At 37.7% G+C, this 23,014-nt stretch carries 17 protein-coding genes; 5 read left to right on the top strand and 12 right to left on the bottom strand.

Features of this window, described 5'->3' with window-relative positions:
- The first annotated feature begins 72 nt into the window (after positions 1 to 72).
- The gene (locus tag NMK36_RS15730; RefSeq protein WP_254174135.1) at positions 73 to 2,301 is read left to right on the top strand and encodes an O-linked N-acetylglucosamine transferase family protein; all 2,229 of its coding nucleotides are present in this window, start codon (positions 73 to 75) and stop codon (positions 2,299 to 2,301) included.
- A gap of 35 nt (positions 2,302 to 2,336) precedes the next feature.
- Here the strand turns inward: NMK36_RS15730 and NMK36_RS15725 are convergent, their stop codons facing one another.
- The 4 genes from NMK36_RS15725 to NMK36_RS15710 all read right to left on the bottom strand — a co-directional run bounded on the left by NMK36_RS15725 (position 2,337) and on the right by NMK36_RS15710 (position 8,945).
- Positions 2,337 to 3,329 (bottom strand): hypothetical protein, encoded by a 993-nt coding sequence (locus tag NMK36_RS15725; RefSeq protein ID WP_254174134.1) that lies wholly within the window; start codon positions 3,327 to 3,329, stop codon positions 2,337 to 2,339.
- 110 nt (positions 3,330 to 3,439) lie between these two features.
- Positions 3,440 to 4,552, bottom strand: a complete 1,113-nt coding sequence (locus tag NMK36_RS15720; protein WP_254172743.1) for an IS630 family transposase — start codon at positions 4,550 to 4,552, stop codon at positions 3,440 to 3,442.
- Between the two features lie 44 nt (positions 4,553 to 4,596).
- The gene (locus tag NMK36_RS15715) at positions 4,597 to 5,100 is read right to left on the bottom strand and encodes a hypothetical protein (protein WP_254174133.1); all 504 of its coding nucleotides are present in this window, start codon (positions 5,098 to 5,100) and stop codon (positions 4,597 to 4,599) included.
- Positions 5,101 to 5,144: 44 nt separating this feature from the next.
- Positions 5,145 to 8,945 carry an FkbM family methyltransferase gene (locus NMK36_RS15710; RefSeq protein WP_254174132.1) on the bottom strand — a complete coding sequence of 1,267 codons (3,801 nt, stop codon included), beginning with the start codon at positions 8,943 to 8,945 and terminating at the stop codon, positions 5,145 to 5,147.
- A gap of 297 nt (positions 8,946 to 9,242) precedes the next feature.
- On the opposite strand from NMK36_RS15710, the gene NMK36_RS15705 reads away from it, so the two are divergent.
- Positions 9,243 to 12,251 carry an O-linked N-acetylglucosamine transferase family protein gene (locus NMK36_RS15705; protein ID WP_254174131.1) on the top strand — a complete coding sequence of 1,003 codons (3,009 nt, stop codon included), beginning with the start codon at positions 9,243 to 9,245 and terminating at the stop codon, positions 12,249 to 12,251.
- Here NMK36_RS15705 and NMK36_RS15700 read toward each other — a convergent pair.
- The 7 genes from NMK36_RS15700 to NMK36_RS15670 all read right to left on the bottom strand — a co-directional run bounded on the left by NMK36_RS15700 (position 12,221) and on the right by NMK36_RS15670 (position 17,290).
- On the bottom strand, positions 12,221 to 12,391 hold the full coding sequence (locus NMK36_RS15700; protein WP_254174130.1) for a hypothetical protein: 171 nt from the start codon (positions 12,389 to 12,391) through the stop codon (positions 12,221 to 12,223). The two genes, NMK36_RS15705 and NMK36_RS15700, sit on opposite strands and share 31 nt — an antisense overlap.
- Positions 12,369 to 12,728, bottom strand: a complete 360-nt coding sequence (locus NMK36_RS15695; protein WP_254174129.1) for a nucleotidyltransferase family protein — start codon at positions 12,726 to 12,728, stop codon at positions 12,369 to 12,371. The genes NMK36_RS15700 and NMK36_RS15695 overlap by 23 nt, the downstream gene beginning before the upstream one ends.
- Before the next feature lie 8 nt (positions 12,729 to 12,736).
- The gene (locus tag NMK36_RS15690; protein ID WP_254174128.1) at positions 12,737 to 13,162 is read right to left on the bottom strand and encodes a tetratricopeptide repeat protein; all 426 of its coding nucleotides are present in this window, start codon (positions 13,160 to 13,162) and stop codon (positions 12,737 to 12,739) included.
- Positions 13,163 to 13,234: 72 nt separating this feature from the next.
- Positions 13,235 to 14,053, bottom strand: a complete 819-nt coding sequence (locus tag NMK36_RS15685) for a Uma2 family endonuclease (RefSeq protein WP_254174127.1) — start codon at positions 14,051 to 14,053, stop codon at positions 13,235 to 13,237.
- Between the two features lie 99 nt (positions 14,054 to 14,152).
- Complete coding sequence (locus NMK36_RS15680) at positions 14,153 to 15,232, bottom strand: acyl-CoA dehydrogenase family protein (RefSeq protein WP_254174126.1); 1,080 nt, start codon at positions 15,230 to 15,232, stop codon at positions 14,153 to 14,155.
- A 443-nt stretch (positions 15,233 to 15,675) separates the two neighbouring features.
- The gene (locus NMK36_RS15675) at positions 15,676 to 16,794 is read right to left on the bottom strand and encodes an AbrB family transcriptional regulator (RefSeq protein WP_083580004.1); all 1,119 of its coding nucleotides are present in this window, start codon (positions 16,792 to 16,794) and stop codon (positions 15,676 to 15,678) included.
- Positions 16,795 to 16,828: 34 nt separating this feature from the next.
- Positions 16,829 to 17,290 (bottom strand): peroxiredoxin, encoded by a 462-nt coding sequence (locus NMK36_RS15670; RefSeq protein WP_072719310.1) that lies wholly within the window; start codon positions 17,288 to 17,290, stop codon positions 16,829 to 16,831.
- 154 nt (positions 17,291 to 17,444) lie between these two features.
- On the opposite strand from NMK36_RS15670, the gene NMK36_RS15665 reads away from it, so the two are divergent.
- From NMK36_RS15665 to NMK36_RS15655, 3 genes are all read left to right on the top strand, one after another.
- Entirely contained in the window at positions 17,445 to 19,007 is a 1,563-nt protein-coding gene (locus tag NMK36_RS15665; protein ID WP_072719311.1) for a B12-binding domain-containing radical SAM protein, read from the top strand.
- Between the two features lie 291 nt (positions 19,008 to 19,298).
- Entirely contained in the window at positions 19,299 to 19,982 is a 684-nt protein-coding gene (gene aqpZ, locus NMK36_RS15660; protein WP_254174125.1) for an aquaporin Z, read from the top strand.
- Positions 19,983 to 20,235: 253 nt separating this feature from the next.
- The gene (locus NMK36_RS15655; protein ID WP_254174124.1) at positions 20,236 to 21,144 is read left to right on the top strand and encodes a cation diffusion facilitator family transporter; all 909 of its coding nucleotides are present in this window, start codon (positions 20,236 to 20,238) and stop codon (positions 21,142 to 21,144) included.
- A 61-nt stretch (positions 21,145 to 21,205) separates the two neighbouring features.
- On the opposite strand, the gene NMK36_RS15650 is transcribed toward NMK36_RS15655, so the two are convergent.
- On the bottom strand, positions 21,206 to 22,843 hold the full coding sequence (locus NMK36_RS15650; protein ID WP_254174123.1) for a peptide chain release factor 3: 1,638 nt from the start codon (positions 22,841 to 22,843) through the stop codon (positions 21,206 to 21,208).
- Positions 22,844 to 23,014 lie beyond the last annotated feature (171 nt).

Raw genomic sequence — 23,014 nt, 5'->3', positions numbered from 1 at the left:
ATTAGGTAGCGTCAAAAACGCTACCTATTTTGTTCCTCGATCTTTTTGAAATTTTCGCATTACAATGGGCTTATGTTAGAAGAGTGCAACGTGGAAAGTTTCAGGGTTAAAAATTTAGGCTATGAATCTCTGGTCAAGGGAGATTATAGTAAAGCAGCTAATTTCTATGAACAGAAGATTACTACAGAACCTGACATTAAAACTAACTATTGGTATCTAGGTTTAGTTTTTCTGTTACAGGGACAAGAAACCGAAGCTCAAACCACTTGGCTGATCGGGATGGGAGATGGAGAAGCAGAAGATATAGAAATTTGGACAGTTGAATTAAATCAAGTTTTAGAGAATGAAGCACAACGAAGAGAAACCTTAGAGGACTATTCTGTAGCTTGGGCAATTCGGCAACATATTCGAGAGCTTAACCCTTCCGATATTATCAATCTCTTTCATCTGATTGAACTTTCGATTCATTTGAAGATGGATGTTGGCGAAGAACTAACTTCTTTAGGGTTGATTGATCTTTTAAATGAAGAACCAGCGAGTGAAGTAGATACTCAGCAGTTACTTGAACTATTGCCTAAAATTCTCGATTATATTCCTCTACATCCGGCAACATTAACATTGACTGAGGCTTGTTTAGCCCATATCCCCAACCCCAATGATTTAATTCCGATTTTGCTCAAATTTGTTTATGACACAGCCTATCTTAGGGGTCAACAAAGATGGGCAATTAAGTTTATTGAGTTAGGATTACGCATTGCTCCCTTAGAACCTGAACTTTTACGAGCTATTTCTTCATTCTATGCAGAGATTAGTGAACATACTAAAGCAATTGAATCCGCTAAATTAGCTTATTCTTTAGTTACGCACTTGCCCGAAAAAATCTTTGATAATCACATGATTTTACGAGGCTTGATGAGTGCAGGTGGCTATTGGGAGGAAGCAGCTTCAAGAATTAAAGAGCATAAACATCTCATTGAAAAGTTACTTGAAGAATATCCAACTAATCTGGGTTCAGGTGCTCACATTCTTCGTTTATATAATGCAACATTCTTTTTCAATTATATTCAGGATAAGCCTAAAGAAAATGCCCAACTTCGTAACCGTTTGTCACGATTCTGCCAAACTAATATTGAAATTGACTGCGCTGAAGAAGTGGAGCGATATCGTCAGGGAGTCAGATCAACTTCTCGACAACACGCATCTAAAAAGCTAAAAATTGGATATATTTCCCATTGCTTAAGAAAACATTCGGTTGGCTGGTTAGCACGAGGATTATTTCAATATCATAATCGAGAAAATTTTGAGCTTTATGCTTATATTATTGGGCCAAAAGAAACATCGGATTCCTTAGAAGGTTGGTATATTAATCAGGTTTCAAAGGCGTATAAAGTAGGACTAGGAGGTTTAGAAGTTGCAGAACAAATCTATAAAGATGAGATTGATATTTTAGTTGATCTTGATAGTATCACCTTAAATAGCACGTGTGGATTTATGTCTCTCAAGCCTGCTCCCATTCAAGTGACTTGGCTGGGTTGGGACGCATCAGGAGTACCTGCTATAGATTATTTTATTGCTGATCCTTATGTTTTACCAGAGTCTGCACAGGAATACTATCAAGAAACAATTTGGCGTCTTCCTCAAACCTATATTGCTATTGATGGATTTGATGTAGGGGTTCCTACTCTGAGACGGGATCAATTAAATATTCCAACGGATGCAGTGGTTTTTTATAGTGGTCAACGGGGATTTAAACATAATCCTCAAACCGCACATTTACACATGAAAATTATTAAGGAAGTACCCAATAGCTACTTTATTATTAAAGGTTGGGGCTCTGAGGAATCATTAAACAGATTCTTCATTGATATTGCAGAACAGGAAGGTGTGAATCCAGATCGCTTGCGATTTTTACCCGGAGTGGCAACAGAAGAAATCCATCGTGCTAATTTAGGTATTGTAGATGTTGTCTTGGATACTTATCCTTATAATGGTGCAACAACAACAATGGAAACCTTGTGGATGGGAATTCCTTTAGTTGCACGAGTGGGTGAACAGTTTTCGAGTCGCAATAGCTACGGAATGATGATCAATGCCGGGATTACCGAAGGGATTGCCTGGACAGATGAAGAATATTTAGATTGGGGTATTAAGTTAGGAACTGATGAACATTTGCGGCAAAATATTTCCTGGAAATTGAAAAAAAATCGGCAAACTGCACCTTTGTGGAATGCTAAACAATTTACACTTGAAATGGAAAAAGCTTATGAACAAATGTGGCAACGATATTTAGACAGCCATTAGTGGACAAAAACCCTGCTATACTTAGATCTATTCATCTAAAATTGCCAGTTTAAACAATCCAGAGAATAGCAGGGGAGTTGGTCAGCTTTACTTTCTGCGATCGCTGTTTGGTCTTCATTTTCTAATTGAATCCGACCCAAAAGTCTAGGAAGTAAAACTGGCCATTGGTTAGAATTTCCTTGACCAATCAACGTAATTTCTAAGTGTTCCGATCCAAGAGAAACTTCCCCCTCCATTAAAAGATCCATTACCACACTCGATAAAATTAAATTAGCTTCTTCATCCGTTTTATTTCGATTATCCAGTAATAATGTGATGTCCAGAGCATCCGGGTGATTGGCGAGGGTTTGAAGTATCGGTTTTAGCTCTAAACTTAAAGAGAGTTCAGGTTGAGACCAATCGGGGAAAATAACAAGATTAATTTTCCTTAAAGGTAAATTAATCGTTTGCTCTAAGGACTGCTGAGAAGTTTCAAAAAAACCATTTTTGGCGTTTTGATATGCAGAAATCGTTTCTAAAAATCGTAATGCTGTCGGAACTGGGCTGTAATGATTGATAGCCCACTGGCGTCCTTCAGTAGAAATTTGCTCTAAAATATTGGGTTCACTGATAATTCGATCAATCGTGTCTTGTGGATGTTCTAAATCAATCCCAATATAATGTCGCCAATTTTCGGGGATCACAGGCAGATCAATACCATATTTATCAAAGTCTACATGGAAAGTAACACATCCAGCAGCCAAAGATTCCCAAAATCTCCAACTATCCCACCATTCTACTAAGAATTCTCCTGAGTTATTATAGGGAATAACACAGCCTGCAAAACCAGCACAAGCCACTGATTCTTTTAATCGCTTGTAATATTGAGGATGATGCCTTTTTCCTGTTTGTTCCCACTGCAAGGCATGGTAGCTATCAGAAGGCGGTTGATCAAATTGATCAATCCGATCATCAATATTAAGAATTCCTTGAAAGAGAGGAAGAATCTGTTGTTTTGAGATCCGTCGGACGGGATTTTCAAAAACCAATAATCCGCTATTTAAAAATGAAAACCCAGCTTCAAATTTGAACCAACTTCTCGTTGTTATTATCTGATCTTGCTCTACTCTAAAGTTAAAGATGATAAGCTGTTGTGTATTTAAACTGTGATTATAGCATTACCTTTGTTTTTAAGTTTACGTCCCCATTTAATAGATAACTGTCCTTCATTTAAAAGCTGATGTAATAAACACTCTAGCTCATCAACTGATTTAAAGAGTCGATGAGCTATATATTCTTTAGCTGAATGCCAGACTAATTCAATTAAATTATAATCTGGACTATATGCTGGAAGAAATTCTAAATAGACATTCGGCATTTCTGCTTTAATTTTTTCTAGGTACTCTTCTTTTTTGTGAAAACTTGCATTGTCAAGAATAATCAGGATCTTAGCTCCTTTTTCTACAAATTCTTCTGCTTGATTTCCCGCTAATACCCATTCATAAATTAGCTCTTGATAAAAACTTTTTAACACTTGATAAAAATTATCTGCATTTCCTTTATCCAGAAATTCTACAAATCTTTTTTTATCCGAGTACCTCAATCCTCCCATCACATTAACTCTTCCTTTCCTCCTGTCTCCTCTAATCTGTTTCCTCTTCCCTTTTTTACACCAATTCTTTCTTTTTATCACTCTTAAATTAAATCCACTTTCATCCCAAAACCATACCTGTAATTGTTCTGGACTTTCTTTTGCTATTTTCAAATATTCTTCTATTTTATCTTTAAATAATTTTCTTTTTTCTGGATCTCTTTTCTCTTCTAAGCTATACTTTGCCCACAAATAAACATACTTTTTTTCCTTTAATATCTTTCTCACTTGTGAACTACTTAATTTGATTCCTGTGATTTGTTCTAAATAAGTTGCCAATCTTTCTCCTGTCCATCTCCCAAATTCATATCCTAATTCTTCCGGTTCTTTTTCTACTGTTTCTAATAATATCTCTATATATTTGTCTGTGGCTTTTCTATAATTTCCTTTCATTCTTTCATCTTTTAGGCTTTCTAATTTGTCAGGGTCTCCATGTACACACCAATAACATACTTTGTTTAATGAGCAGCCCAAAAACTTGGCAATTTCACTTTGCTTTTTACCATCATTTAGCAATAATAAAATCAAGATTCTTTCTCGGATTTGTCCATTTTCTTCCTCTTTCAATCTTTTCTGTAGTTTCTCTACTTGCTTTTCATTTAAATGATTTTTAGCAGGCATCTTTTGATTGATTTTTCTAAACTTGGTTTTTCATTATACCCTATTTAGATGCTTAACAGCTTAGAAGACTGTCGTTCTTGAAATTGAGGGTAGTCTTGAGTTTGTTCAATGATGCGGTTTGACAAACCAAAAACCCAAGAAACGCAGTTTTCAGGATGTTTTGACCTTTGATTATAGTGAGTTCTAAATCGTAGGTCAAACTGTTCTAATGGTGGATTCCAAATGGTTAAACCATCCATCTCATCTAGGTAAACTGTTATGTATTGTCTACCTGGCTGAAAAAAGTTTTCAGGAAAATCACCTTTACTATTGAGCCATTTTGTATCTAAGACAACAATAGAGCAGTCATCAGCAGTGATCTCAGGGTTATGCTCAAACAAATATTCATCAGGATGCTCAGAAAGTTTCCAATAATTAATATTAGAATAAAAAGGTATTCCTAGTTCTTTAAATCCTTCTGCTAAACAAATACTTAAATGGGAAAAGCTGTCTTCATAAAGGTAAAAAAATACAGGTCGCTTTAAAATCAAGTGTTGATTGATGTTCATCAGAAAACTCCTCATTGATGAATAAATTTTAAGGTTGATTATGATCAATCATCAGTTTTCAATGGCAAGGATAAATTTCTGACTTGGGTTAAAGAATAAGAACTGAGCTTTTCTCCCTGAACTTGGAGCAAAGCTTCTTGATTTTCATGTTCTAAGATAATTCGACCTTGCAGACGAGAATGTAAAGCTGACCACTGGACTGAACTGATGTTCCCGATGAAAGCAATAGTTAAACTTTCATCAAGCTCTACATTTTCTTCCATCAGTAGATTCATAATCACACTAGATAAGGTTAAATCCGCCTCTTCATCTGTTAGAGGGTGATGATCAATCAGTAATGTAATCTGATGCTTGTTCGGATGAGAGGCAATTTCTCGAATCACATCTGCTAATTCAGCATATAGTATTTCTTCAGGCTGATTCCAATCTGGAAAAATAATAAGATTTGTTGTTTTTAAGGGTAAACGCAGCAACGTTGCATTGATTAACGCCTGACTCACAACATTCCCCATATTTGACCATGAAAACTTTTTCGATTGTTGTAGCCCAGCCTGAATTAATTTCTGACGAACTAGGGGTTTTTGCACCTCACAAAGAGCATTAGCGAGTTCATTAATATCATCGTCATTGACGTAAATTGCAGCTTCTCCAGCAACTTCTGGAAGTGAAGCATTGGGACAAGTAATTACTGGACAACCGCAAGCTAAAGCTTCTGCTACAGGCATTCCAAACCCTTCGTATTTGGAGGGGTAAACCAGTGCCGTTGCTCCTGAATAAGCGAGTCTGAGTTCATCATCGGAGAGTTGTAGGGGATGAACAACACAACCTGAAGTAAAAGCTCGGTACTCTTCAGCCAGTAGATAGCCACTACCTGTTGTCACAATGTCAAAGCCTTGTTTACTTTGGAGTTGGGAAAAAGCTTGAAAAAATAAAATGGCATTTTTATAGTTACTGCCTGCTCCCACTAGGAGAAAGTAAGGTTTTTGAATTCCATACTTAATTTTAAATTGATGAATTTCTTCGGCTGTTGCTGGAGAAAAAAGACTTGAAATACCGCAGTAAGCAACAGTTACAGGTGCATTAATCTCTGGAAAATATTTGACCAAATCAGTTGCTGTATTTTCTGAAATCGCTATATAAGCTGACCCATGACGGATGCCATGATGTTTTTCTCGCCACATCGGCTCGTTAAGATTTCCACCCAAAACTTCAGGAATCATGTCATAAGCCATAAATACTGAGGGGGTTGAAATGGGAGTCGTGTAGTAAGTTGAGATAAATAAGTCTGCTCCTTCTTCATCACAAACCTGCTGAAGAATTTGCCGATCATTAGCGGTGTTTGCATAGTCATAAGCAGGGATTGTCCGATACCAAAGCCCAGGTATTTTGGGGATAGTTCCGTTGCGATCTAAAATTACGAGATGACGACCAAAACCGTTATTGGCCCATTCCTCAAATAAGGAACGCCAAACCCGGGCAATTCCGGTATTATACATTTGGAAAAACACACCATCAATCAAGATTTTAGGTGATAATTGTTCGTAATGTGAAGGTAAAATTTTTGAACCTTCAAGCTTCCGAAATTTCCAAGTTTCTGTCTGACGGTCTCTATAAACAATCGGAGTTATACCATAGGCTGTTGCAGTATTGACTTGAGTTTGATCTTGTACCCAAGCAAAATACTCCCGCAGAAATACAGGAAATTGAGTGGCGGATTGTAAATTCTGCCATTGTGCTAGTGCATTTTGATAGCCATAATATTCTTCTTTAAATTGCAATTGTTCTGGCATAATATAGGCAAAATGTTGAAAGACTAAGCCTTTTTGTTCAGTTTCATGATGTAAAAAGGGATTAATACCTGCTACATTTTGCTGTTGACCATCGGGTAAAGTTTCTACTAAAATCGGCGGTTCATGGGCAGCCCAAACCATTCCTGGTTTAAATCGCCAAGTTCTTAACCAATCTTGTTGAGGATTTTGTGTATAGCAATTACGAGTGCTGATCAGTAAATTTTCTCCCACAAAATACCAACACCAGTAAAACGCTGCGGTTTTTTCAGGATGATTAACAAAGGTTTGACGAGCGGCATGGATTTGTTCTACTGTCCAGAGTTCATCTACATCAATTTGCCACAATAAACATTCTTCTTGGATATTAGAAAGAGGAGCATTCACCATTTCTCGCTTGCCATCCCAAACAATATCTTTAGGTTGGCGGTAAATCGTGATATTTTCTGGATATTGTTGAGCGAGTTGATCTAAATACTCTGACGTTCCATCTTTACTTCGTCCATGATCATGAAACTGATCTGTTAGTTTACCTCCCAGTTTTAAGCTCCAAGAAGTATCATGTTTTAAGTCAGCAACTCCTTCAATAATATGCCAGTGCCATTGACAACTTAATTTATTAAAAATATCAATATGGTATCGGATAAACGGTTGCCCATTTAGAACAATGGTAAAGAAATGAATCGGTAGTTGTGGGAAAGCAATATAATTTTCATAGAAAGAGTTAGAGCCAGTAACCTGTTCACCAATATCCCCGTTGACTTGGATGCGATGACACTCGTAACCATTTTGAATCAACAGATCAAAAGTTGTTTGAGCATTACGATTTAATCCTTCGAGCATTTTTTGAGAAATTTCAAATTGGATAAATTGAATCGACTGATTTTTTAATAATTCAGTAGCACCCAGCAGAACATCACTTTCTGCACCTTCTACATCAATTTTTAAATAATCTATAGATTGGATATTATTTTCTTCACAGAAAGAGTCGAGAGTAATAGCTTCTAAAATTTCTGTTTTAACAATAGGAACATATTCTGTACTTTTATTGGGATCAGGCATTTGAGGAGATCCAATGCTATTCCATACTGAATATTCATCAGAAAATTCATTAAACTCAATAGGTTGATTATTAGAAAATATTACTTTTTGGTAAACAGAAGCATTATCACATTTATTTTCTTGTAATCGGTTTTGCAAGGTTTGAAAAGTGTTAGAAGTGGGTTCAAATGAATAAACTTTTCCTGAATTCCCTACAAGTTGACTCAATAATATAGAATAATCTCCAATATTAGCTCCAACATCAAAAACAGTCATTCCTGAAGTTACTAGGTTTTTAACGAGCTTTTGTTCAGATTGCTCAGTTTCAAAAGAAAATGTGTTTTTTCTAAAAATAGCGTATCCATTACGAAGGTTAATATTTTGATTAACTAATGTATATTGGGGATCAGAAAGAAGCCTATGATAATTAGTATAATTTTTAAAAGTATTAATATCATCTAATAAAATTAATTTAGCACCGTATACTTCTTGTAATTCACTAACTCCTGTAAATTCTGAACCATCAATTAAAACAACATCAAAAAAATCAATATTATTAGTTTGTTTAATTTTTGCTATCCCATTCGTTTCCACCTGAGAAGCTTTAATATATTCGATATCTTGTTGAAGCCAACCCAAAACTTGCTCTAAAGGATAATAATTTAACCCAGATTGTTGTTGATTATAAAATTCAATAACATCTGTCTGATCAGGAAATTTCTCTAGTGAAACAGAAGATACATTATAACATTTAACAAACTCGTCTTTTTCATATCTATTCTTTAATTGTTCAAACCGTATTTGAGAAACTTCCATACAAAATAAATTCGGTCGGCTTGGGTTATTCCGAATTCCTTTAACAAAGGCTTCTGTGCTGCCTTCTCCCGATGATGAACCGATTTCTAAAATATATTTTATATTTTCTTCTTGAGCAATTCTTTGAATATAATCATAAAATTCATCATTTTTAATTTCAGGAGAAATTATGGAATTTAAACTCGAACTCTGCTCAGACATTATTTGATCCTCGAAACTAAAATAAGTTATCTTTTTCAATTAGTAATACTAATGAATCTATTAATATTACTAATTTTATGTAGATTAATTGGCTTAAGATAATCAGAAAAAATTGAGCTTTCTTAGTCTAAATACTACTAAGTTAATGCTTAGATTCAGTGAAAGTTACTGTACTCCTATAATACCCGATATAATCCCATAAACGATCAGGTTTCTTTTAATGCAAATTCAACTCATTGCCTATGACAAGCTTGTACTATATTATATAGGCTCTATTCAACGCTCCTAAGTTTGACTATGGATGATCAACGCTTTATTCAAGAACTACCCCGTTTATATGAACAATGGGGAACTGTCTTTGTCCACCCGCAATATAAACGGTTTCAGCAGTTGCTTAACCTCGCTTCAGAGCAGTTTCCCCAGAATTTGCTCCCGTTACTCAACTGTGCGGTTGCTAGTCTGGAACCCAATGAAATTTATTGTGAGATTGGAACACAACAGGGTTTAACATTGATTGGTGCGCTTTTGAATCAACCAGAAGCTATTGCCTATGCTATTAATGACAATCCTGATTTTACACCAAAAGGTGAAGGTTTAGAACAGTTATTTAAAAATTTACATCAGTTTAACCTGGAGGAACAGGTTTGTTTTTATAACCAAGATGTAGAAGAATTTTTATTAGAACTGCGACAACTGGAAACGGAGATTAAAATAGGAGTTTATGTTGTCCAGAGTTCGACCGATTATCGTTCTACTTTATTAGCTTTATTATTAGCTAAACCCCTTTTATCGGATTCAGCTTTAATTATTGTTGATCATGGAAATATTAGTTTTGTTCAGCAAGCAATCTGGGATTTTCTAGCCTCTTTTCCACAAGCAAAACTGTTTCCAGAATTGTCTATTTTAGTAAATTGTCATCTCCCTGATCAAATTCAAGTCTTAAGTTGGAATCAGAAAAGAACGTTTAATTATTCAGTGCAAATATTTCAAGCACAACGTCAAGATTCTGTCATCCAAGGAATTCTTGAATTAGCAGAACAAAAACCCACAAACGAACAGTTACAACAAATTTATCAACAAGGGATAACTGCTCATCAAAACCAACAGTTGGATTTAGCTGAAAATCACTATAAATTATTGCTTAGATGGCAAGAAGAAAACACCGAAGTTTGGGTTAATTTAGGAATTTTATATTACCAAAAAGAAAATTATTTTCAATCTATCTTAATATTATCTCATGTTTTAAACCAAGATCAAACTAATAATTTAGCTTATTATTATTTAGGAATGAGTTATGAAAAATTGAATCAAGTTGAACAAGCGATCGCAGCTTACCAAAAAACAATCGAATTAAAACCCGATCATATTGATGCTTATAATAACTTAGGAAATCTCTTAACGCAACAAGGGCAATTTGCAGAAGCAGAAACAATTTATCGTCAAGCCATAGAGATTAACCCTAATCATTTTTGTAGTTACCTGAATTTAGGCAATTTATTTTTATTGCAAAATCAATTTCAATTCGCTAAAGCAACCTATCAAAAAGGTTTAAGGATTATTCCAGATCAGCCTGATATTCTGCATAACTTAGCTCTAACGGATGAAATTGAAAAAAATCCGATTTCTTATTATCGTAGTTTTGGCGATCGCTTGTACCAATTAGGCAATTATGAAGCAGCGATCACAGAATATCAAAAAATCCTAAATTTGCAAGTAGGAGATGTTGATCTTTATGAAAAACTCAATCACTGTTACTGGCAACTCAATCAACCGAATGATGCCATAGATATCTTGAAAATTGGAACAAAAATATATCCTGATTTTGCTCCCCTTCACTTTACATTAATTATGAACCTTCTTTATCAAGGAAGAACAGAAGAAGCTGTTAAACAAGCGGAAATCGCCTCAGAATGCTTACCCAAAGATTATACCTTTACCCTGCTTAAAAATCTCATAGTACCGATGTTGTACCACTCTATTGAGGAAATCAACAATTATCGAGATCGGTTTAATCAAGGATTACAAAATTTAATTGCAACCACAGATTTAACTAATCCTGAAACGGTAGATCAAGCATTTTTAGGAATGGGACGATTTACCAACTTTTATTTAGGGTATCAAGCGAGAAATGTGATTGAAGAACAAAAAATTTATGGCAATTTTCTGCATCAAATTATGTGCTTAAAATATCCTCAGTGGGTTCAACCGCTAACCCTACCAACAGTTAAGGATAAAATTCGAGTGGGATATGTTTCTAGTTATTTGCATTGTTATAGTGGTTCACTGTGGTTAATTGGTTGGTTACGCTATGCTAACCGGAATCAGTTTGAAATTTACGCTTATTATACCGGGAATTCTCCTGATCCTGTTACGGAACAATTTAGACAATATAGCCATCAATTTTATCATATTCCTAACAATTTTGAAGCCGTTTGTGAACAAATTATTAAGGATCAACTGCATATTTTAGTTTATCCCGAAATTGGGATGAACCCCCCAACAATGGAACTCGCCACCTTACGTTTAGCACCCATTCAATGCACCGCTTGGGGTCATCCCGTCACATCAGGACTCCCAACCATTGATTATTTCCTATCAAGTCAATTAATGGAACCGGAAAATGCACAGGAACATTATTCAGAAACCTTAATTTTATTACCTAATATTGGGGTTGCTTATCCAAAACCTCAAGATATTCCACCGTTAGTTAAAACTCGATCAGACTATAATCTACCCGAAGATGCGGTGATTTATTTATGTTGTCAAGCTCCCTTTAAATATCTTCCCCAATATGATTATATTTTACCTAAAATAGCACTCAAAGTTCCGAACGCTAAGTTTTTATTTTTCCGAGGAACATTACTTAATGAACGCTTAAATCAAACTTTTTCCAACTATGGCTTAAATTATCAGGATTATTGTTTACATCGAAAAGTTGACGAACGCTTTGATTATTTAATGTTAAACCAACTTTCGGATGTGTTTTTAGATACCTTTACTTGGTCGGGAGGAAATACCTCTTTAGAAGCGATCGCTTGTTATTTACCCATTGTAACCTGTCCTGGGGAATTTATGCGAGGTCGCCATGCGGATAGTTTTCTAAAAATGATAGGTTTAACAGAAACTATTGCCAAAAATGAAGCAGAATATCTTGAAATTGCGGTCAAATTAGGGTTAGATTGTATAGGACGTGAAACAATTTCTCAACAGATGAGTGAACGCCAACATCTTCTGTTTGATGATCAAGTTTGTGTGACGGCTTTAGAAGAATTTTATCAAGCTGTCATTAAGGCTAGACTTTCATAAAAAATTGGTGTTCTTTCTGAATTTCGTTGAATTTCATTATGGACTTGAGCGATTGTTAATTCCAACTGTCCTAAACGTTCTAACTCAATTTCAATATCCGTCGCTAGTTCCCGAATTTTACTCGCTGACATTGGCTTCATAAACACATTCTCCTGTTGTTAAAACCCTTTCTCGAAAGTGAGGTTCTAAGTCTTCTAGGGGTTTTAAATCTACCCATCGGGATGTTAAATTATTAGCGATCGCAACGGCTGTAAAATAATCCTTTTTTGGCACTCCTTCTACCGCTAAATCAATATCAGAGTTTTCATGAAATTTTCCTCGAACTAAAGAACCAAACAAAATAACTTTTTTAATAGAAAATTGTTCTATTAATACTTTAACAATCCCTTGAACTTCTGTTCTGGCTTGTTCCGTTCTAATTTGATCTTCTAACTGTTGCTGTTTTTGCTGTTTTCTCCAGTAATCTAAATGTTTCATGACGGGATTTATTTTTGATTTCCCTGTTTTAATTGAGTTAACAACTGTTGATAATCTTGCCGATCAGGATATAATTTTATCAAGGTTTCTAATGGTTCAATTGCTCCTTGAATATTATTTTTTTCTAGTCTAACCTTCACTAAACCTTCCAAAGCTGTTGGGTTATTCGGTTCTCGTTTGAGTACAGTTTCATAACCGTTTTCTTGCTTTTGTAATAAAGCGGTTGCAGATTGTTCTTCTGTGGTTTGAGTTGGTTGGGGTTCAGGTTCAAATACACCTTTAAACACTTTTCCTAATCCAAATATGGTAGAACCAAAAAAAGCAAGCATTGATAAGATCATAATGACTTTTTGTACCTGCTTAGAGCGTTCCATTCGGCGCATACGATCTGCCCCATATTGCCTTTCTAAGGATTCCTTCTCAACGGGATTCATGGCTAATACCTTCCTCAGATTCTTGATTAGTTGGCTTGAATAGCACCTATTTTGAGAATACCCTGTTTGTTCTCAAAATTGATCAGAACTAGATTCGGGTAATTCGCCGAACTGTTGACGGTAACGGTTTAGCAACGTTTCTAACTCTTGGGAACGCTGTTGAGCTTCTTCGGTTTGGCGTTGAGCTTCTTCGGCTTGGCGTTGAGCTTCCTCGGCTTGGCGTTGAGCTTCCTCGGCTTGACGTTGGGCTTGTTCGGCTTTGTGGGCGGATAATTCATCGGGTGTAGGCAGAATTTCACCTTCTGAAGTTGCCCATCTTAACCAGACCGTTTCAACTGTCTTGTAAACACCTGACCATCGCACTAAGGATAACCCTAATTGTTGACTGAATAATTGATTAAAGTGATCAGGAAAAATAGGTTCATAACTGCCATTAATTAACGTAAATCCTGCCCAATCATCGGGATTAAAGGGATCATACCAAAAATATTCAGGAACCCGAACTTGATTTTGATAGATCAATTTTTTGTTGGTTTTATCTTCTGATGCGGTACTTTGTGATAATAATTCAATAATCACATCGGGGGCTTTTCCTTCTTCCCAAACGACCCAACTTTTTCGTTCTTTTTTGGGAACGCCTAATACGGCAAAAAAATCAGGGCCTTTGAAGTCTTGGTTCCGCACTTGGGCTAAACTAAAATAGAGGAACATATTTCCCCCAACATAACCATCTTCTCGTTGTTCTAACCAAGGAATTAACTGATCAATCAGTAAATCCATTTGCAGTTTATGGCGTTGAGTTTCCATCGGGACTCCATCGTCACAAGGTAGTTCATCTTGCGTGGGCGGTAATATTATCCCATTTAGGAGTGTTTCTTGGGGTGGTGACATAGCTCTCAATTAATCAATAGATTAATGATTTTAGAGATATTCTATCATAGCAATCTACCATAATGGTAAGTGGACTAACCATTCAAGTTACAACACAGATTATAAAACCCTACAATGCTTAATTTTTTCTAGGGTGGCTTTCATTAATTCTGTTGTTTGACCGGATACCGTAAAAACTAACGCTTCTCGATAGATTCTTTGGGCAGAATTGCTGTTTAAATTTGCCGCACCACTGGAAACTGTTATCGCAGCATGGGCACAACGCACGGCTAATTCTATCGCCCAGGCGCGGAGTTTATATTTTTGTGAAGTATTCAGAGTTTGAGGATGATTTTGAGCCGAAAATATTTGAGAGCGACATTGATTGAGTTCTTGATTTAAAGAATTAAAGGCATCTTGAATAACGTAAAATTTTGTTTTTTGAAAGGCTGTTTCTACAATATCTAATCCGGCTCTTGCACAGCCTAATACTAAAAAACTAGCTTGTAGAACTTTGGCTTGATCATTGTCTTGTATCCAGCCAACGGGATGAATAGAAACGACTTTTTCTGCTGGTAAAAACCATTGGGTAAAGGTTGCTGTTACGGTATTAGTGGAAGTCATGCCGCAAAGGGACAGGGGAGGACTTAATGCTATCGTACTTTCTCCTATTTTTTGTTCGCAAAAGGGGACTAACCCCCAAACAGATTGACCATCCGGTAATATTGCAGCAACTACAAATTCTTCAAAAATTCCCCATCCTGTTATCCAAGGAACAAAGCCATTAAGTTGATATCCTCCTGGTCTGGGAATAGCAATAATTGAGGGATTTCCTAATCGTCTTAAATGGGAAAAACCGACTCCAATTTTAGCAATTCCATGACTTATTCGGGGTAAATAATCTGCTTGTAATTGAGTATTAGAGCTTTGAATTAACATCCCAGCAACACTTTGATGTTGAGTTTGCAAAAAGGCTAAGGCACCTGAATAACGGGCGATTAATTCTTGAAATTTAAAAAAGGTTTCTGCGTCGAGTTGTCGTCCTCCCCAACCCTGGGGAATTCTTAATCCTAAAACCCCTAATTCTCCTAATTCCTTAAAGGCTTGATTCAGGGCTTTTGAACATTCATCTATTTGATTAGCCTGGGGGTAAATCTTTTGTTTTAAATAGGATTCTGTTTGTTGTAGCAGTTCAGACACAATATATTGAGTTTAGGGTAAAATTATAACGGTTTTTAATAAGAGTGAACTGTTCGAGGTGGAAATCGGGTTTTTGGGAAAAAGCCCATGCCTTGTTCCTCAATGCACAAATTTTGCTTTTTGTCAATCCCCCTGTTTCTCAGGCAATCATTTTTGTCCAAAATTCGCGCATCGCAGGGTAGCAATTGGCAGCGAAACTCAAAAGATTTTACGAAAGAATCATGGTTTCAGACTTAATTTTGGGCTATAGACACAATAAACCCTTGGAGGGTGTTTTTCACACTATACCAGAACCGCGATCATCTCGTCAACTTTTTGAGAAATATTTTTAATAAAATATCAGGATTCCCTGACAATCTTTTAAAAAACAAAAGTATTTTTAGAAACCTATTAGATAAAGTTAACATAAAAACCCAAAACCCGGTTTTTTCCAGGGAGTGAAGTTAGATAAGCTTTGAATTTTTAATTAATAGATTTCCAAACCAAGGACTAATTAATAAGATCAATAACATTCGGGTCATTTGCATCGCTAATACAATTCCAGAGTCTCCCCCCAGTTGAATTACGGTTGCAATCATAGCTGTAATTCCTCCCGGTGTGGAACCTAATATAGCAGTCATGGTATCGACTTGGGTGATTTCATGGAAGATATAACCCGCGCCTAAACAAAATAAAATTAATAGTAGAACTAAAATGATTTCAATTAAAACAGCTTTCCAAAGTGTTTTAGCATTGTTCCAGTCAAACTTTAACCCTATAGAAAACCCCACAAACAATAGCCCAATGGTAAAGATTAAAGGGGGCATTTGAATACAATAGGGCAGTATCCAAAATAGAATTAAGCTGACCAAAAAAGGCCCAAAAAACAACGAAGAGGGGAGGCGAAATTTCTCTCCTAAAACAATCCCTAATCCACCACAACTCGCTAACAGAAAAAAGTTTAAAAGGGGAGGTAATACGGATATATTGGGAGTTGAGATAGACAAAACAGAATGAACAGTCCCATCCCCTGCAAACCAGTAACCCACAATGGTGGGAACAATAACAGCTACTAATAAAATTCGTAGATATTGTAACAGGGCAACGGCGATCGCATCGGCTCCCATTGCCTCACTCATAGCAATTAAACTGTAACTCGCCCCAGGAACACAACTGAGGAACCCCGTCGCCCGATCAAGATTACCCCAACGCCCTAATAAATAGCCATTTAAGACACTCATTCCCCCAGTGATCACAATACAGATTATCAGGGGAAAAGCGTAAGTTTTCATTAACCCTAGGGTATGCAAGGAAAACCCTGTAGCCGTAGCGATCGCAACAATAGCCTGACCTACGATAAAAAATATCGGGGGTAGGGGCTGGGGTTTTCCTCGAAACACGGCATAAAGAATGCCCGCCACCATCGGGCCAATCAGCCATCCCACAGGAAAGTGCAACCCGTTGAATAAATAGCCGACCCCCACAGCCAGCATCAACTGAGGTAAAAGTTGGACAAGTTGGGACAAAGTTCGAGAGAATTCTTGCCTCAAGTGTGTCAGGGTATTTTGATAGTCTATATTCATCGACGAGAACCGATCACTCGGATTAGGATTTAGGCTAAGAAACCGCAATAGTCTTGAGAGTGGTTAAGGCTTCGTCAACGTGACGCTGAAACTCTAGCATCGAATCAAACAGATGTCGCACCACACCGTCTTTATCAATAATGTATGTCACACGACCGGGGAGAATCCACAGTGCGGCTGGAACACCATAGAGTTGACGAACTTTATTTCCAGTATCACTCAACAAAATAAACGGAAGATTGTATTTTTTGACAAACTGTTGATGAGATTGGGTACTATCGGAACTAATCCCAATCACTTCTGCACCCGCATCTTTAAAGACTTGATAGCTATCTCGAAAGCCACAGGCTTCCGCCGTACAGCCCGGAGTATCATCTTTGGGATAAAAGTAGAGGACAACGGATTTTTTTCCTTGGAAGTCCTTAAGGCTAACTGATTCGCCCGTTTGCGAAGTCAAGGTGAAATCAGGAGCCATATCTCCGACTTTAACGGCCATAGTGGTGATAACCCTGTATGATTTGATGAAATGTTAACGTTTGTTATGATAGCGCGGAGAGACTAACTCGGCTACCCAAGGAGGATTTTTCAGGGAGAATTTAACAAATTGAGATTCTACGTTAACATTTTAACTCACAATTACCCTTTTTTCCATGAAAACATTATTGATTTATCCTGAATTTCCTCCTACTTTTTGGTCGTATGAAAAAATTCTGGAATTAGTTAATCGCAAAGTCTTATTACCTCCTTTAGGATTAATTACAGTGGCGGCAATTTTGCCTCAAACTTGGGAATTTAAACTGGTTGATCGCAATATTACCTCTGTGAGTGAAGCGGATTGGGATTGGGCAGAATTAGTCATTCTTTCAGGAATGATTGTTCAAAAATCCGATTTTATCGCTCAAATTCAAGAAGCGAAAAGACGAGGAAAATTAGTGGCTGTTGGTGGCCCCTACCCCACGTCTGTTCCCCATGAAATTGAAACCGCCGGAGCAGATTTTCTGATTTTAGATGAAGGGGAAATCACCCTTCCGATGTTTGTTGAAGCGATTGAACGGGGGGAAACATCCGGGGTATTTCGTACCCCAGAAAAACCCAGTGTCACCTTAACGCCTATTCCCCGTTACGACTTATTAGAATTGGATGCTTATGATTCCATGTCGGTACAGTTTTCACGGGGATGTCCGTTTCAATGTGAATTTTGTGACATTATTGTGCTTTATGGTCGCAAACCCCGCACCAAAACCCCTGAACAATTATTAAAAGAATTAGATTATCTCTATGAACTGGGATGGCGACGAGGGGTGTTCATGGTGGATGATAATTTTATTGGCAATAAACGCAATGTCAAATTATTGTTAAAAGCCTTAAAAATTTGGCAAGCCGAACATCAATATCCCTTCCGGTTTAATACAGAAGCTTCCGTAGACTTAGCGGATGATGCTGAATTAATGGATTTGATGGTAGAGTGTAATTTTGATGCGGTATTTTTAGGCATTGAAACCCCCGATACCAGTAGCTTAGAACTGACTAAAAAATATCAAAATAACCGCAGTCCCTTATTAGAAGCCGTTGATAAAATTATCCGGGCTGGTTTACGTCCGATGGCGGGATTTATTCTAGGGTTTGATGGCGAAAAACCCGGTGCTGGTTCTCGAATTATTGACTTTGTGGAACAAGCTGCCATTCCAACGGCTTTATTTAGTATGTTACAAGCCTTACCGAATACGGCACTATGGACTCGTTTAGAAAAAGAAGGACGGTTAATTAATCCCAAAAAGTTTGATATTAACCAAACCACTTTAATTAACTTTATTCCCACTCGTCCCGTTGAAGAAATTGCTGAAGAATATATTGAAACCTTTTGGCAACTTTATGATCCTGAACGGTATTTAGAACGCACCTATCGCTGTTTCTTAAAGTTAGGCGCACCTAAATGTCATCCTCCGGGTAAAATACCGAGTTTTATTGATTTAAAAGCCTTAGCCACTGTGATTTGGCGACAAGGATTTAAACGCAAAACCCGTTGGAAATTTTGGCAATATTTGTTCAGTATTATCAAACATAATCCCGCCGTTTGGGATCATTATTTAACCTTATGCGCCCATAATGAGCATTTCTTAGAATATCGGCAAATTGTCAAAACCGAAATTGAACAACAGTTAGCTGAATATAAAGCTCAAAAAGCTCAACTGCAAACTCAAGTTCCAGCTTAGGAGATTCGGTAAAATTTAGCTCTAATTTTATTGGGGGTGTGTAAGCTAGACTTATACTCCCCTTCAAACTTGAAAAATTTATTGGAGATAAAACAGGTAATAATAACCGCTTTTTTGGAAGAATAAGAATTTTTTCATATTTTCTTTAAAATTTATTTATTGTTTTATTAATTTTTTCTGATTTTGCTACATATAGCACCAAAATATTTCAATCTTATGGTAGGTTTCAGGGGAAAGTTATCTGCCAAAAGGCAGATCTTTTAACTAGGTTGTATTCTAAGAGGTTTAATAATGCCGATCACTAAGCGATGTCTTGCCGAGTTTATCGGAACATTTTGGCTCGTTTTTGGAGGGTGTGGATCTGCTGTTTTTGCGGCTCAATTTCCAGACGTAACTAATCCGCTTGGTATTGGATTTACCGGGGTTGCCTTTGCGTTTGGTTTAACCGTTTTAACGATGGCCTATGCCATTGGTCATATTTCCGGTTGCCATCTCAACCCTGCGGTTTCCTTCGGATTATGGGCGGGTAAACGCTTCTCTGGAGGGCAAGAGTTAGCCTTTTATATTGGCTCTCAAGTTGCGGGTGCAATTGTAGCCTCTTTAGTGCTTTATCTAATCGTGAGTGGCAAAGCGGGATTTGATGCAGCAGCCTTTAAGAGTGGCTCTAACCCCTTTGCAACCAATGGATATGGAGACCATTCTCCCGGCGGTTACGGGTTATTTTCAGCCCTATTGCATGAATTTGTGTTGACATTTATGTTCTTGATGGTGATTATGGGATCAACCGATCGCCGCGCCCCTCAAGGCTTTGCCCCCATTGCTATTGGTTTAGGATTAACCTTAATTCACTTAATCGGAATTCCCGTCACCAATGTATCTGTAAATCCAGCCCGTAGCACCGGCCCTGCATTGTTTATTGGCGGTTGGGCAATCCAACAATTATGGTTATTTTGGGTCGCACCTATTTTAGAGTGAATCGCTAGAAGCGTGGGTACATCCCACGAAAAGCCCCCTTCGTTTTCCCAAACTTCCTCAGCTAATTCTCCAAAGATTTGTAACGGAAAAAAGACTCCAACCAACAAAATTAATAAAGCAACCCGATGAGCAATCAGCGAACGCTTCAAAATCAGGAAAAATGACCGGATATAATTCCAAAAACCGCCATCAAACATGACTGAATCCCTTAAACAATTGAGAGCACTCGCCTGTCATATCAGAAAAATTTACTATGAACAATAATAAATCTGCCCGTTTCTACACGTTTCTGTCCATTGGAGCAGCACTCCTAACCATCGCCCTGAAAACGGGAGCTTACTTACTCACGGGTTCTGTTGGCTTATTATCGGATGCGGCAGAATCCTGTGTGAATTTAGTCGCCGCTATTATTGCAACCTGGGCTGTTACTTATGCAGCCAAACCACCCGATGAAAAACATACCTTCGGACATTACAAAGCCGAATATTTTTCCAGTGGAGTTGAAGGTGCATTAATTCTAGTCGCCGCAGGTAGTATTGCCTTCGCAGCTTGGCAACGCTTGCTTCATCCTCAACCCTTGGAGCAATTGGGAATTGGACTCGGATTATCTCTGGTCGCGGCTGCCATCAATGGTGGATTAGCTTTGGTGATGTTGAGAGCGAGTAAGCGATTACGTTCAATTACATTGCGCGCGGATGCTCATCACCTGCTTACCGATGTCTGGACTTCCGTAGGGGTTGTATTGGGATTAATTCTAGTCCCCATTACTCAATGGTTGATTCTTGATCCGATTATTGCTTTTATCGTTGCTGCTAATATCGTTTGGGCGGGTTTCAGGTTACTACACGAGACGGGTTTGGGACTGCTCGACACCGCAATGCCTGTAGCAGAACGTCGCCTGATCACAGATATTTTAGCGCGTTACGATGCTCAAGGTGTTCAGTTCCACGCCCTCAGAACACGGGTAGCAGGTTCTCGTCGTTTTGTCTCCCTTCATGTGTTAGTACCAGGTGCTTGGACAGTTCAACAGGGACATAATATTTGTGAAGAGATTGAACTGGCAATTGGGCGCTCGTTGCCGGGAACTTATGTTTTCACTCACTTAGAACCGTTGGAAGACCCCATTTCATGGCAAGACCAACAACTAGAGCGAGACCTATAACTTAACATCCCCGTAAGAGCGATAGGTATGGGTCATTACCTATCGCTTGTTGATTTAACCTTTATTCCTCCTCCCCAGATGAAGAATTTTGAACGGAAACAACCGGAGCAATAGAACTGAGTTTTAACTCAGGATGATCCCCTTCCGCTTGACGACAATTCCAGTCATTTTTAAACAATAAAACGGGACGATTCCAACTATCTTTAACTACGGCTGCATTAAAAATCCGTCCGACTTGATTTAAAGCATCCCAACCCCCTGTTACCCAACGAGCCACACTATAAGGTAAGGGATCTAATAAAGTTTCAGCACCGTATTCATTTTGCAATCGAAACTGAACTACTTCAAATTGCAGTTGACCTACGGCGGCTAAAATCGGGTCACGTTTCGATTCATCGGCGGAAAACATAATTTGTACCGCCCCTTCTTCTCGCAATTCCGAAACCCCTTTATGGAATTGTTTAAACTTAGAAGGATTCGGATTTTTTAAATAGGCAAATAATTCCGGGCTGAAACAGGGAATTCCTTCATATTCTAATTTTTTGCCCATATAAATCGTATCCCCAATGGCAAAAACCCCTGGATTATTTAATCCAATTACATCTCCCGGATAAGCAATTTCAATCGATTGTCGTTCTTGAGCAAATAATTTTTGGGGACGAGAAAGACGGATCACTTTTCCCGTGCGAGCATGATTAACCGTCATATCTTTTTCAAATTTTCCGGTACAAACGCGCACAAAAGCCACTCGATCTCGATGCTTGGCATCCATATTCGCTTGGAGTTTAAACACAAAGCCTGTAAACTCAGGATATTCCGGTGGCATATCCCCCAAGGTACTGAGGTGAGAACCCGGTTTTAAGGCATAATCTAAGAAGGAATCTAAGAATAATTTAACCCCAAAATTAGTCATGGCACTTCCGAAGAAAACCGGGGTCATTTTTCCCGAATGAATTTCATCAAAATTCAATTCTGAACCGACTTCTTCGAGAAGTTCTAACTCTTCTTTCAACTGATAATATAGATCCTGCTCTAAGAATTCCTCAATCCGGGGATCACCTAAATCTAAAACCGTATCTAACGCTTCTCGACTTCCGTGAGCACTGCGTTCAAATAAATGAATTTGTTTTTTACGCCGATCATACACCCCTTTAAAGCGATCACCCATGCCAATTGGCCAATTTACCGGATAGGTTTTTAACCCTAATTCTTTTTCGATTTCATCCAGTAATTCTAAGGGTTCTCGACCCGGACGATCCATTTTATTAATAAATGTAAAAATAGGCAGACTTCGCATTTTACAAACTTCAAAAAGTTTGCGAGTTTGCGGTTCTAATCCCTTCGCCGCATCTTCTAACATCACGGCATTATCGGCGGCTGCTAAAGTCCGATAGGTATCTTCACTAAAATCTTGGTGTCCGGGTGTATCTAGCAGATTAATCTGACAATTGTTATACTCGAACTGCAAAACTGTTGAGGTAATCGAAATTCCCCGTTGTTGCTCCATTGCCATCCAGTCTGATGTTGCATGACGTTGAGCCTTCCGTACTTTAACAGCACCTGCTTCATGGATTGCACCTCCGTAGAGGAGTAATTTTTCAGTCAGGGTCGTTTTTCCAGCATCAGGGTGAGAAATAATCGCAAAGTTACGACGTCGCTCAACCTCCGCTTGAATTTCAGTTTGGATTTCTGTAGTCATACTAAAGCCTAAATCGGGGTTTTGTATCAAACTTATAATTATAGAGGCTAAAGGGGATTTTTGCTCTGTGCAGTATAATTCCCCTGTACTGTTGAGGTTATTATCAATTATTAAGGGTCGTTTTCTTTGAGGTCATTATCGATATTTTATTCTGCCTTTCTCCTTAAATAA

The organism is Planktothrix pseudagardhii, from assembly GCF_904830925.1.
Taxonomy (GTDB): domain Bacteria; phylum Cyanobacteriota; class Cyanobacteriia; order Cyanobacteriales; family Microcoleaceae; genus Planktothrix; species Planktothrix tepida.
This window is presented reverse-complemented; position numbering and strand designations above follow the sequence as displayed.